The 12,927-nt window shown below is 59.9% G+C and carries 9 protein-coding genes; 4 read left to right on the top strand and 5 right to left on the bottom strand.

Annotated features, from left to right (window positions below):
• Nucleotides 1–9 precede the first annotated feature (9 nt).
• Both HKK53_RS10350 and mfd read right to left on the bottom strand, forming a co-directional pair.
• On the bottom strand, nt 10–576 hold the full coding sequence (locus tag HKK53_RS10350) for a CsiV family protein (protein ID WP_169370749.1): 567 nt from the start codon (nt 574–576) through the stop codon (nt 10–12).
• Between the two features lie 10 nt (nt 577–586).
• A complete protein-coding gene (gene mfd, locus HKK53_RS10345) occupies nt 587–4,036 on the bottom strand; it encodes a transcription-repair coupling factor (protein ID WP_169370748.1) in 3,450 nt (1,149 codons plus the stop codon).
• Nucleotides 4,037–4,400: 364 nt separating this feature from the next.
• On the opposite strand from mfd, the gene HKK53_RS10340 reads away from it, so the two are divergent.
• A complete protein-coding gene (locus HKK53_RS10340) occupies nt 4,401–5,864 on the top strand; it encodes a glyceraldehyde-3-phosphate dehydrogenase (protein WP_123403407.1) in 1,464 nt (487 codons plus the stop codon).
• 170 nt (nt 5,865–6,034) lie between these two features.
• Here HKK53_RS10340 and HKK53_RS10335 read toward each other — a convergent pair whose 3' ends face one another.
• On the bottom strand, nt 6,035–7,336 hold the full coding sequence (locus tag HKK53_RS10335; RefSeq protein WP_169370747.1) for an MFS transporter: 1,302 nt from the start codon (nt 7,334–7,336) through the stop codon (nt 6,035–6,037).
• 294 nt (nt 7,337–7,630) lie between these two features.
• Here HKK53_RS10335 and HKK53_RS10330 point away from each other — a divergent pair, with 294 nt between their 5' ends.
• Together HKK53_RS10330 and sthA are read left to right on the top strand one after the other, a co-directional pair.
• Nucleotides 7,631–8,620 (top strand): FAD:protein FMN transferase, encoded by a 990-nt coding sequence (locus HKK53_RS10330; RefSeq protein ID WP_169374223.1) that lies wholly within the window; start codon nt 7,631–7,633, stop codon nt 8,618–8,620.
• Nucleotides 8,621–8,827: 207 nt separating this feature from the next.
• The gene (gene sthA / locus HKK53_RS10325; protein ID WP_007907752.1) at nt 8,828–10,222 is read left to right on the top strand and encodes a Si-specific NAD(P)(+) transhydrogenase; all 1,395 of its coding nucleotides are present in this window, start codon (nt 8,828–8,830) and stop codon (nt 10,220–10,222) included.
• A gap of 42 nt (nt 10,223–10,264) precedes the next feature.
• Here the strand turns inward: sthA and HKK53_RS10320 are convergent, their stop codons facing one another.
• Together HKK53_RS10320 and HKK53_RS10315 are read right to left on the bottom strand one after the other, a co-directional pair.
• Nucleotides 10,265–10,987, bottom strand: coding sequence for a glycerophosphodiester phosphodiesterase (locus HKK53_RS10320; RefSeq protein WP_169370746.1), 723 nt, complete (start codon nt 10,985–10,987; stop codon nt 10,265–10,267).
• A 13-nt stretch (nt 10,988–11,000) separates the two neighbouring features.
• A complete protein-coding gene (locus HKK53_RS10315) occupies nt 11,001–11,582 on the bottom strand; it encodes a PilZ domain-containing protein (RefSeq protein WP_169370745.1) in 582 nt (193 codons plus the stop codon).
• Between the two features lie 94 nt (nt 11,583–11,676).
• On the opposite strand from HKK53_RS10315, the gene HKK53_RS10310 reads away from it, so the two are divergent.
• Complete coding sequence (locus HKK53_RS10310; RefSeq protein WP_169370744.1) at nt 11,677–12,927, top strand: lipoprotein-releasing ABC transporter permease subunit; 1,251 nt, start codon at nt 11,677–11,679, stop codon at nt 12,925–12,927.

Below are 12,927 nucleotides of genomic sequence, written 5' to 3'. Positions count from 1 at the left end.
GGGACTCAATCAGTCCGGAATTTCTTCGGGGGCTGGCCGAGGCGCAGGAGCGGTCAGCGAGGTGATTTTGATCAGCAGGCCCAGGTGGCCGGCGTCGAGGAAATTCAACTGCCCGTTCTTGGTATGGCTTTCGGTTTTCAAGCGTTCACTGGCGGTGACCAGGCCATCGGGGTTGATCTGATTGACCCAGAAATCCGCGTCGACGTCGGTGAAACGCCCCAATTTCATACTCAACGTGCCCTCGATGGGGAATTGACCGAATTGCTCGGTGCCTTCGCTGATCGCAATTTTGCTGGCTTCTTCACCCAGGGGCTGTTGCCAGGCCTTGTGCAACAACACCGTGTAGTCGGCGCTGGCCGTGAGTTTTTCTATCTCGCCATTGAGGCTTGGCGTGCGCTGGCTGTCGGGGCTCAGGCGCTGGGCGCCGGCGGCCCAGTCTTCCGGCGCGGCACGGCTGACGATGGCCGGCACGGCGTTTTGCCGGACCAGAATCATTTCGACCTGATACAGGTCATCGGCAAACGCCGAAGGGGTGACCAGGGCAATCAACAAGGTCAGTGAGCGAAACAGGCGCATGCGGCGTCCTTCAAGCAGTTTTCGGGAGGAGGCGCTCAAACAGCGCCTCTACAGTATTAAAGCGCTCTTCCGGGCGCTCCATCGGCACCATGAATTTGAACATCGTGGCGCCTTCGAATTTGTAGCGTTTGGGTTGGCTCTGGATCAGTTTGATCAACGTCAACGGGTCCACCGGCGTCTGTGCCGCGAACTCGATTCGACCGCCTTGCGGGCCACCGTCGACTTTCTTGATGCCCAGTTGTTCGGCCTGCAATTTCAGCAAGGTGATCCGCACCAGGTTCTTGGTCGGCTCCGGCAGCAGGCCGAAACGGTCGATCATCTCCACTTGCAGGTCCTTGAGACCTTCCTCGTCGGTCGCCGAGGCGATGCGCTTGTAGAGAATCAAACGGGCGTGAACATCCGGCAAGTAATCCTCGGGAATCAACGCCGGTACCCGCAAGTTGACTTCCGGACCGCCACCCAGCGGTTGATCGAGGTTCGGTTGTTCGCCCTTGCGGATCGACTTCACCGCGCGCTCGAGCATTTCCATGTACAGCGTGAAACCGACCGCCTGGATCTGTCCGCTCTGGCCGTCGCCCAGCAGTTCGCCGGCGCCACGGATTTCCAGATCGTTGGTCGCAAGCACGAAGCCCGCGCCGAGGTCCTGGGTGTTGGCAATCGCTTCCAGACGCTTCTCGGCGTCGCCGGTGATTTGCTGGCGCGGTGGCGTCAGCAAGTACGCGTAAGCCTGGTGGTGACTGCGACCGACCCGGCCACGCAACTGGTGCAACTGCGCCAGGCCGAACTTGTCGGCACGCTCGATGATGATGGTGTTGGCGCTCGGCACGTCGATGCCGGTCTCGATGATGGTCGAGGCGATCAGCACGTTGAAGCGCTTGTGGTAGAAGTCGCTCATCACCTGTTCGAGTTCGCGTTCGCGCATCTGCCCGTGGCCGATACCGATGCGTGCTTCCGGCACCAGTTCGGCGAGGTCGGCGGCGCATTTCTCGATGGTTTTCACGTCGTTGTGCAGGTAATAGACCTGACCACCACGGAGCAACTCACGCAGCAGGGCTTCCTTGATCGTGCTTTTGTTCTGCTCCATGACGAAGGTCCGCACCGACAGGCGACGAGCCGGCGGCGTGGCGATGATCGACAGGTCGCGCATCCCCGACACCGCCATGTTCAGCGTGCGCGGAATCGGTGTAGCGGTCAGCGTGAGGATGTCGACCTCACTGCGCAGGGCCTTGAGCTGTTCTTTCTGACGGACACCGAAACGGTGCTCTTCGTCGATGATCACCAGCCCGAGGTTTTTGATTTTTACATCGTCGGACAGCAGTTTGTGCGTGCCGATAACGATGTCGATCTTGCCTTCGGCCAAGTCCGCAATCGCGGCATTCACTTCCTTGGTCGACTTGAAGCGGCTCATCACTTCCACGCTCACCGGCCAGTCGGCAAAGCGGTCGCGGAAGCTGTTGTAGTGTTGCTGGGCGAGCAGGGTGGTCGGCACCAGAATGGCTACCTGACGACCGCCGTGCACCGCGATGAACGCGGCACGCATCGCCACTTCGGTCTTGCCGAAGCCGACGTCGCCGCAGACCAGTCGATCCATTGGTTTGGGCGCGAGCATGTCGGCGCGAACGGCGTCGATGGTGGTCTGCTGGTCCGGGGTTTCTTCGAACGGGAAGCCGGCGCTGAAGGTTGCGTAGTCCGCTTTTGGATCGGCGAAGGCATAACCCTCGCGGGCGGCGCGGCGGGCATAGATGTCGAGCAACTCGGCGGCGACGTCGCGCACCTGTTCGGCGGCTTTGCGCTTGGCTTTCTGCCAGGTCTCGGAGCCGAGACGGTGCAGCGGGGCCAGGGCATCGTCGCTGCCGGTGTAACGGGCGATCAAATGCAGGTTGGCCACCGGCACGTAGAGCTTGGCGCCCTCGGCGTATTGCAAGGTCAGGAACTCGGCGGCCTGGTCGTCGATTTCCAGGGTTGCCAGGCCGAGGTAACGGCCGACGCCGTGATCGATGTGCACCACCGGCGCGCCTTCGCGCAGCTCGGTGAGGTTCTTGATCACCGCATCGTTGTTGCCGTCGGCGCGTTTTTCCCGACGCCGACGTTGCATCACCCGTTGACCGAACAACGGACTTTCCGCGATCAACGCCAGTGCCGGATCATCCAGCACCAGGCCTTCATCCAGCGGCGCAATGGTGATCGCCAGGCGATCCTTGCTCGCGACAAAATCCGGCCAGCTGTCGACGGTTTTTGGTCGCAGCTTCAGGCGTTCGAGCAACTCCAGCAGCACTTCACGGCGGCCCGCAGACTCGGCGGTAAACAGCACGCGACCGGGGAACTCGTCGAGGAAACCGGCCAGCGCTGCCAATGGCTGGGTGGCCTTGGCTTCGATAGCCAGGTTCGGCAGCGCTTGCGCCGGGAAACGTTCGCGGCCGACACCGGTTTCCACGTCTTGTTGGCTGGCGACTACGCGTGGCCAGTTCTTCAGGCGCGCGAAACAGTCTTCCACTGGCAGGAACAACTCGGCCGGTGGCAATAAAGGACGGGAAGGGTCGACGCGGCGCTCTTCATAGCGATTGCGCACGTCATTCCAGAAGTTCTCTGCGGCCTGTTCGATGCCCGGCAGGGAAAACACTTGGGTGTCCTGGGGCAGGTAATCGAACAGCGTCGAGGTTTCATCGAAGAACAGCGGCAGGTAGTACTCGATACCGGCTGGCGTGATCCCGCTGCTCAGATCCTGAAAGATCGGGCAGCGACGGAAGTCGACATCGAAACGCTCGCGGAAGCGCGCCTTGAAGCGGGTGACCGCGTCTTTTTGCAGCGGGAATTCCCGCGCTGGCAGCAGGCGAACCGTGTCGACCTTGTCGATGGAACGCTGATTGTCCGGATCGAACGTACGCAGGGTCTCGATTTCGTCATCGAACAGATCGATGCGGAACGGCAGTTTGCTGCCCATCGGGAACAGATCGATCAGCGAGCCACGCACGGTGAATTCGCCATGCTCATACACCGTATCGACGTAGCGATAGCCGCTGGCCTCGAGCCGGGTGCGCATTTGCTCGACGTCGAGCTTCTGGCCGACGTCCAGCACCAGGCTGCTGCCGAGCAGAAACTTGGTCGGCGCCAGGCGATGCAGAGCCGTGGTGATCGGCACTACCAGCACACCATGGGTCAGCTCCGGCAACCTATATAAGCTGGCAATGCGCTGGGAGATGATGTCCTGGTGCGGCGAGAACAGGTCGTAGGGCAGGGTTTCCCAATCGGGAAAATGCAGCACGGGTAAATCCGGGGCGAAGAAACTCAGCTCCTGTTCCAGCCGTTCGGCACTTTGGCTGTCGGCGGTCAGCAGCAGGGTAAAGCGCTTGGCAGCGCTGGCGGCCTCGGCGATGGCCAGGCTCAGGGCGGCACCGGGCAGGTTGCCCCAGTGCTGTTTACCTGCCGCGGCAGGGAGAAGCGGTAGACGCAGAACGGGCACGGAAGGTTGAGCTCCAAGCGTTGCGACAAAGTCGGTAATTGTAGCGGTCTCGGGTGCCGGCTGTCAGTTGCAGATATGTCTATTACACGGGTTGGGCGAAATGTAGTGGTAAAGACAAAATCCGCCGGTTTTTTAGGGAAAATTAGCGATTATGTAGTGGCAAAACCAACCAGTGTTACGGATGGTTACGGACAAGGCAGCGCTACCTCCAAAAAATTGACTGCGCTGCAAGCCCCGTATTTACTGGGCTCCAGCGCAGCGTAATTTTTTTGAACGGAAATTTGTTACGGCTCGCACGACAGGCGCGCATTGCTACGAGAGGCACTCGGCGGCATAATGTAGCCCCTTTTTTCTGCCCCTACATATGTGGAAGGTTCCCGTGACTCAGAAGCCCGACCAGTGTCTTGGTGAATGGATCGACCGTGAAGCACTCGCAGAAGCGATGATTCCGCTTATCGGTCAGCTCTACCGCAATAACAACGTGGTGAGCTCGATCTATGGCCGCAGCCTGATCAATCGTTCAGTCATTGCGATTCTCAAAGCTCACCGCTTCGCTCGCCATCGCCAGTCCGATGACAGCGAACTGTCCGTCCACGAAACATTCCCGCTGCTCAAAGCCATGAGCGAGCTCAAGCTCGGCGCCGCTTCGGTCGACCTGGGCAAGCTGGCGGTCAAATTCAAGGCCGAAGGCAATGGCCGCACCGCCGAGCAGTTCGTCCGTGAAGAACTGGCTGACGTGGTTGGCCAGCAAAACGTTGCCGCGCGCAAAGGCACCGACGTTGTCCTGTACGGCTTCGGTCGTATCGGCCGTCTGCTGGCACGTATCCTGATCGAGAAAACCGGTGGTGGCGACGGCCTGCGTCTGCGCGCCATCGTCGTCCGCAAGGGCGCCGAGAACGACCTGGTCAAACGCGCCAGCCTGCTGCGTCGCGACTCGGTTCATGGTCCGTTCGATGGCACCATCACCATTGATGAAGCCAACAACACCATCACCGCCAACGGCAACCTGATCCAGGTTATCTACGCGAAAAACCCGACTGAAGTGGATTACACCCAGTACGGCATCAAAGATGCGCTCCTGGTGGACAACACCGGTGTTTGGCGTGACGCCGAGGGCCTGGGCCAGCACTTGGCTTGCCCGGGTATCGACCGCGTTGTGCTGACCGCGCCTGGCAAAGGCAAGCTGAAGAACATCGTTCACGGCATCAACCACGGTGAAATCACCGCTGATGACAAGATCGTTTCCGCCGCTTCCTGCACCACCAACGCCATCGTGCCGGTGCTGAAGGCTGTCAACGACAAGTTCGGCATCGTCAACGGTCACGTTGAAACGGTTCACTCGTACACCAACGACCAGAACCTGATCGACAACTTCCACAAGGGCGATCGTCGTGGCCGTAGCGCCGCGCTGAACATGGTCATCACCGAGACCGGTGCTGCCACCGCTGCTGCCAAGGCATTGCCTGAGCTGGCCGGCAAGCTGACCGGTAACGCGATCCGCGTTCCAACGCCGAACGTGTCGATGGCCATTCTCAACCTGAACCTTGAGAAAGCCGCGACCCGTGAAGAGATGAACGATTACCTGCGTTACATGGCGTTGCACTCCGATCTGCATAAGCAAATCGACTACGTCAACTCGCAGGAAGTGGTTTCCACCGACTTCGTTGGCTCGCGCCACGCAGGCGTTGTGGACGCCGAAGCGACCATCACCCAAGACAACCGCGTTGTTCTGTACGTTTGGTACGACAACGAATTCGGTTACAGCTGCCAAGTGGTTCGCGTGATGGAAGACATGGCCGGTGTAAACCCGCCAGCATTCCCGCGCTAAGCGTTAGCTGCAAATGAAAACGCCCCGACTTTGGTCGGGGCGTTTTTGTTTGTGCGGTGATCGTTCCCACGCTCTGCGTGGGAATGCAGCCCGGGACGCTCCGCGTCCCATTGGAACGCGGAGCGTCCCTTGAGGCATTCCCACGCAGAGCGTGGGAACGATCATGTCGCCTAGCGGGCGCCAACTACTACAGCTGCTTGCGCAGTGCGCAGTTCATGCTTGTTGCCGCGGAACAACACCAGCGTCGCAATCAACCCCAACACCGCCGCACCACTGAGCCAGATCCCTGGCGCAGCCTTGTTATCCAGCACGTGAATCAGATACGTACAGGCCGCCGGCGTAAACCCACCGAAGGTCGCGGTCGCCAGGCTGTAGGCCAGGGAGAAGCCGGTTGTACGAACTTCTACCGGCATGATCTCGGTCAGGGCCACCACCATGGCGCCGTTGTACGAGCCATACAGGAACGACAGCCACAACTCGACGATCAGCAGATGGCTGAAGCTCGGGTTGGCCACCAGCCACGACAGGGCCGGGTAAGCCGTGAGGATCGCCAGAATGGTCGCCGCCAACAGTAGGGGTTTACGCCCGACCTTGTCGGAAACGGCACCCATCACCGGCAGCCAGAAGAAGTTCGACAGGCCGATACATACGGTCACCAGCAACGCATCCAGATCCGACAAGTGCAGTTCGGCTTTACCGAAAGTCGGGGTGTAGGCGGTGATCAGGTAGAACGACACAGTGGTCATGACCACCAGCGCCATGCCGGCGATAACGATGCCAAAGTTCTGACCGACCGAACGGATGATTTCCTGCAGGGTAGGGCGATGTTTACGCGCCTGGAATTCAGGCGTTTCTTCCAGCGAACGACGAATCACGAAGATCACCGGCACGATCATGCAGCCGATCAGGAACGGCACGCGCCAGCCCCAGTCACCCATTTGCTCCGGACTGAGCCAGTGGTTCAAACCGACCCCCAGCAAACCGGCGAACACCACAGCAGCTTGTTGGCTGGCGGACTGCCAACTGACGAAGAAGCCCTTGCGGCCCGGGGTGGAAATCTCGGCCAGGTACACCGACACACCGCCCAGTTCCACGCCCGCCGAGAAACCTTGCAACAGGCGACCGAACAGCACGATCAGCGGCGCGGCCACACCCAGGGTGGCGTAGCCCGGCACGCAGGCAATCAATACCGTGCCGGCGGCCATCAAGGCGAGGGTGATGATCAGTCCTTTGCGGCGGCCATGACGGTCGATGTAGGCGCCAAGGAAAATCGCACCCAGCGGACGCATCAGGAACCCGGCGCCGAATGTCGCCAGGGACAGCATCAGGGAGGCGAAGGCGCTGTCGGCAGGGAAGAAGGTCTTGGCAATGGCCGTGGCGTAAAAGCCGTAGACCATAAAGTCGAACATCTCAAGAAAATTACCGCTGACAACGCGAAAGATCGCTTTGCCTTTGCCCGTATTCGAGGACATTTGAACGCTCTCACTTTGGCTGTCTTGTTGGAAATCCCTGGTCTTGACGCTTCCATGCTGTCGGCCTAAGGCATGCAGGCACGCGCCGAACAGTTTTGTAACGATATGTGTATGAGGATAGATAGGCAACCACTAGTTAGCTTGCTGCTTAAACGTAATAGCCATTACGCGGCACGAATTTAGAGGTGGAGCGAATTAGCCTCCTGCTCCTGCAGGAAGGGCATAATGGCCGGCCTTGGCGTTGTGTCAGGGTATTTAGGGGAAGTGAGCGTGTTGAAACGGCAGGGTATTTCCATGGTGCTGTGCGTTGCCCTGTCCGGCTGTGGCAACGGCGATTCCATGGAAAGCTTCGGTGGCCCGACTATGGGCAGCACCTATTCGATCAAGTACGTACGCACCGAAGGGTTGCCCGCACCGAAAGACGTACGGGTCGAAGTCGAAAAAATCCTCGCCGACGTCGACCGGCAAATGTCCACCTACCGCAGTGACTCGGACATCGAGCGCTTCAACGATCTACCCGCCAATCGCTGTCAGACCATGCCCGCGCCGGTCCTCGAATTGGTCCGTGTCGGCGAGCAACTTTCGCTTCTAAGCGAAGGCTCCTACGACCTGACGGTCGAACCACTGATGAACCTTTGGGGTTTCGGCCCACAGGCTCGCGAAGAAAAAGTCCCGAGCGCCGAAGCACTGGCCGAAGTGATGCGCCGAGTCGGCCACACGCACCTGCGCATCGACGGCGATCAGCTCTGCAAGGACGCCGCCGTCGAGGTTGATTTCAACAGCATCGCCGCCGGCTACTCAGTCGACACAATTGCCGCCAGACTCGAAGCGATGGGCATCCACGACTACCTCGTCGAAGCTACAGGCGAACTCAAGGCGGCCGGCAAAAAGCTCGACGGCTCAGCGTGGAAAATTGCCCTGGAAGAACCCCGGGACGATCAGCAAGTGGCCGAGCGCATCATCAATGTCGACGGCTACGGCGTCTCCACGTCCGGCGACTACCGAAACTATTTCGAACAAAACGGCCGCCGCTATTCCCACACCGTCGACGCCCGGACCGGCGTGCCGATTACCCACAACCTTGCCTCCGTCACGGTGATTAATCCTTCAACCCTGATGGCCGATGGCTTATCAACGCTGTTGCTGATTCTCGGTCCTGAACGTGGATGGGACTACGCACAAAAACACAACATCGGTGCATTCTTTGTGATTCGTGCCGATACAGGTTTCGTCACACGGACCAATCAGGCTTTTGAGCTTCTCAGTGGCGGCAAAACCGAATGATTGCGGCGATCCGAGCATTGAAGACTGGCGTTGTAGCGCCGGCAAAAGTAGCCTGTGACGCGACCAAGGGTTAATGTGCGCGGCGTTGACGCTTCTATAGACTGTGTCCGGGTTCTGCACTGACCCAAAATTGTTCCTTCACGCCGCAGATCGGCGTGATTTAGCCGCAGGTGCCGATGGCGCCGCGGCCTGTTCTGAGGAGTACGCATGGCTGTCTACAACTACGACGTGGTGGTGCTGGGTTCCGGCCCGGCAGGAGAAGGCGCGGCAATGAACGCCGCCAAAGCAGGACGCAAGGTGGCGATGGTCGACAGCCGTCGCCAGGTCGGCGGCAACTGCACCCACCTGGGTACCATCCCGTCCAAGGCATTGCGTCACTCGGTCCGGCAGATCATGCAGTTCAACACCAACCCGATGTTCCGGGCCATTGGTGAGCCGCGTTGGTTCTCGTTCCCGGACGTGCTGAAAAGCGCTGAAAAAGTCATTTCCAAACAAGTCGCCTCGCGTACCGGCTACTACGCCCGTAACCGTGTCGACGTGTTCTTCGGCACTGGCAGCTTCGCCGACGAGCAAACCATCGAAGTGGTCTGCGCCAACGGTGTAGTCGAAAAGCTTGTCGCCAAGCACATCATCATCGCCACCGGTTCGCGTCCGTATCGCCCGGCGGACATCGATTTCCATCACCCGCGTATCTACGATAGCGACACCATCCTCAGTCTCGGCCACACTCCGCGCAAACTCATTGTTTACGGCGCCGGCGTGATCGGTTGCGAGTACGCGTCGATCTTCAGTGGTCTGGGGGTGCTGGTTGAGCTGGTGGACAACCGTGGTCAATTGCTGAGCTTCCTCGACTCGGAAATTTCCCAGGCCCTGAGTTATCACTTCAGCAACAACAACATCACGGTTCGCCACAACGAAGATTACGACCGCGTCGAAGGCGTGGACAACGGCGTGATCCTGCACCTCAAGTCCGGCAAGAAGATTAAGGCCGACGCCTTGCTCTGGTGCAACGGCCGTACCGGTAACACTGACCAGTTGGGTCTGGAAAACATCGGTGTGAAGGTCAATAGCCGTGGCCAGATCGAAGTCGACGAAGCCTACCGCACCTGCGTGCCGAATATTTACGGCGCCGGTGACGTGATCGGCTGGCCGAGCCTGGCCAGTGCCGCCCACGACCAGGGTCGCTCGGCGGCTGGCAGCATCGTCGATAACAACAGCTGGCGCTTCGTGAATGACGTGCCGACCGGCATCTACACCATTCCGGAGATCAGCTCGATCGGCAAGAACGAGCAAGAGCTGACCCAGGCCAAAGTGCCGTACGAAGTGGGCAAGGCGTTCTTCAAGAGCATGGCGCGTGCACAGATTGCCGGCGAGCCCCAGGGCATGCTGAAGATCCTGTTCCACCGCGAGACCCTGGAAGTGCTGGGCGTTCACTGCTTCGGCTATCAGGCGTCGGAAATTGTTCACATCGGCCAGGCGATCATGAGCCAACCGGGCGAACTGAACACCCTCAAGTACTTCGTCAACACGACGTTCAACTACCCGACCATGGCCGAAGCCTATCGGGTAGCGGCGTACGATGGCCTCAACCGGCTTTTTTGAGCGGCTCCGGCCGGTGGCCTGAGCCGGCCGGGGAGACCGATTTCAGCAATTCTCGAGGGTGGCAGTGGCCAAACCGGGAAAGTCTGTAATCAGGCTGTCAACGCCGAAGTCGGCGAGTCTGCGCATCAGCGCGGGCTCGTTGACTGTCCATACCGACACATGCAACCCCTGACGTTGCGCCTTCTGCAGGCGTTCCGGCGTACACAGGGTCCAGTTCAGCGCCAGAATCTCACAGCCATAGCTTTGCGCGACCTTCAACGGGTCGAGCCAGGCGTATTCGGCGACCAATCCGCGGGACACGTCCGGCACCAGGTCCAGCGCGGCTTTCAATACTTCCCGTGAACTGGAAGTGATGGTCACCTTGTCCAGCACGCCATGACGCACCGCCATTTCTCGAATCGCCAGCACCGTGGTCGCGGCGCGGGTGCGTGAAGCGCTTTTGACTTCCAGTTGCCAGTGCTCGAAATCGCATTTCTCGAACAGTTCTTCCAGCGTCGGAATCGGGCACGGCTTGATCCAGCCCGGGCCGCCCTTGCGCGCGTCGTAGGTCACCAGATCCTTGGCGCTGTGCTCGACCACTTTGCCGCGGCGGTCGGTGGTGCGCTTGAGCGTCGGGTCATGGATGACCATCAGCTCGCCGTCCATGGACAGGTGCAGGTCCAGTTCGCAGCGGCGCACGCCGTGCTTGAGACATTCCTGAAAACTGGTCAGGGTATTTTCCGGTGCTTCGCCTTTGGCGCCGCGATGGCCGTAGATGAGGGTCACGGTTCTTCCTTAATTAAATGCCTGATTCGTTTTGTTCGCGGGCCAGACGTCGTTCCTGGGCCTGCTTTTGCAAGATGTAGCGCGCGAGCAATTGGCGTTGGGCATCGGTCGGGTACTCGAACTCGGTGCCGACGTCATAGCCGTCGCCCTTGCGGTCACAGTGGGTGACCCTGGCTCGCAGCAACAGGCCCAACGCTTGCGGCATCAACACCAGTTTGACCGACAGGTGCGCGCCGACGGCAATCGGTGTCGGGTACTGAAAGTCGATGCCGCCTTCGGAGATGATCACCGGTTGCGGCTCGCCGATCTGCCCGAGCACGGTCAGGGCGACCACCTGGCTGAGCAGGTCGATGCGTTTGTTCTGGGATTTCAGGAAGGCAGCAATCGCCCGGTCGCGCTCACTGATCTGGCGCAACAGGTGCTGCGACTCGAATTCGCTCAGGTGCAGTTCGCTGAGCAAGTTGAAGAGCGGGGAAGCATCCTGCAATACTTCCTGGCCTGCGGCTTCGGGAGCGGACAGGGGCCGAATTTCCAGTGCGATCGCGTCCTCGATACGGTAGTATTCGCGGCGATCTTCTTCATCTAATGTCGACATGGCGAACCCATGGTAGCGGCGGTGGTCTGAGTGTAAAGCTGGTTATCGACCCCCGCCACAAGGACGTTCCTTTTCCCTCCGAACAAGCCCCGACATGTTCAGACCTCTCTTCGTATTTATTGGCACGCGTTATACCCGTGCAAAGCGTCGCAATCATTTTGTGTCGTTCATTTCCCTGACTTCGATGATCGGGCTCGCCCTTGGCGTGGTCGTGATGATCGTTGTCCTGTCGGTCATGAACGGCTTCGATCATGAGATGCGCACCCGCGTGCTGGGCATGGTGCCCCACGCGACCATCGAGTCCGGTGAACCGATCAACGACTGGCAAGGCCTGGCCACCCAGGTCAAGCAGAACCCGCAGGTGACGGCCGTTGCGCCGTTTACCCAGATGCAGGGGCTGCTGACCAACAATGGCAAGGTGTCCAAGGTGTTGCTCAATGGCATCGACCCGGCGCTGGAGCGCCAGGTCTCGATCATTGATAACTTCATGCAGCAGGGCAAGCTCGACGACCTGGCTCCCGGCAGCTTCGGCATCGTCATCGGTGACAAGGCCGCGGCCAAGCTCGGCGCAGCCATCGGCGACAAGCTGACGTTTGTCGCGCCGGAAGTCACCGTGACCCCGGCCGGGATGTTCCCGCGCATGAAACGCTTTACCGTGGTCGGCATCTTCCATGTCGGCGCCGGTGAGCTGGACGGCTACCTGGGCGTGACCAACCTGCAGGACCTGGCCAGGCTGCATCGCTGGAAGCCGGATCAGGTCCAGGGCATCCGCCTGAAATTCGACGACCTGTTCCAGGCGCCACGCGTGGCGTGGACCATCGCCCAGCAACTCGGCGAAGACCATTACTACGCCCGCGACTGGACTCGCACCCACGGCAACCTGTATCAGGCAATCCGCATGGAAAAAGCCATGATCGGTCTGTTGTTGCTGCTGATCGTCGCCGTCGCGGCCTTCAACATCATCTCCACGCTGGTGATGGTGGTGAATGACAAGAAGGGCGATATCGCGATTCTGCGCACCCTTGGCGCCACGCCAGGGTCGATCATGGCGATCTTCATGGTCCAGGGCACGGTCATTGGCGTGGTCGGTACGCTGATCGGCGCCGTGGTCGGGATCTTCGCCGCGCTGAACGTCAGCGCCGCGATCTCGGCTCTCGAAGGCTTGATCGGGCATAAATTCCTCAACGCCGACGTGTATTTCATTGATTACCTGCCATCGCAAGTGCAGAGCCAGGATGTGTTGATGGTCTGCGCCGCCGCGTTGGTACTGAGTTTCCTCGCCACCCTGTATCCAGCCTGGCGTGCCGCGCGCACCCAGCCTGCGGAGGCGCTACGTTATGAGTGA

The sequence above is a fragment of the Pseudomonas sp. ADAK7 genome (genome assembly GCF_012935675.1).
In the GTDB taxonomy this organism is placed as follows: Bacteria; Pseudomonadota; Gammaproteobacteria; order Pseudomonadales; family Pseudomonadaceae; genus Aquipseudomonas.
Note: the sequence above shows the minus strand (reverse complement) of the source record. Positions and strands in the feature narration are given on the sequence as shown.

What these genes read in the sequence shown, in the direction of transcription:
- HKK53_RS10335 (WP_169370747.1), bottom strand. Translation starts at nt 7,336, where the DNA reads ATGTCCTCGAATACGGGCAAAGGCAAAGCGATCTTTCGCGTTGTCAGC.
- HKK53_RS10330 (WP_169374223.1), top strand. Translation starts at nt 7,631, where the DNA reads ATGGTGCTGTGCGTTGCCCTGTCCGGCTGTGGCAACGGCGATTCCATG.
- HKK53_RS10350 (WP_169370749.1), bottom strand. Translation starts at nt 576, where the DNA reads ATGCGCCTGTTTCGCTCACTGACCTTGTTGATTGCCCTGGTCACCCCT.
- sthA (WP_007907752.1), top strand. Translation starts at nt 8,828, where the DNA reads ATGGCTGTCTACAACTACGACGTGGTGGTGCTGGGTTCCGGCCCGGCA.
- HKK53_RS10340 (WP_123403407.1), top strand. Translation starts at nt 4,401, where the DNA reads ATGTGGAAGGTTCCCGTGACTCAGAAGCCCGACCAGTGTCTTGGTGAA.
- HKK53_RS10310 (WP_169370744.1), top strand. Translation starts at nt 11,677, where the DNA reads ATGTTCAGACCTCTCTTCGTATTTATTGGCACGCGTTATACCCGTGCA.
- HKK53_RS10315 (WP_169370745.1), bottom strand. Translation starts at nt 11,582, where the DNA reads ATGTCGACATTAGATGAAGAAGATCGCCGCGAATACTACCGTATCGAG.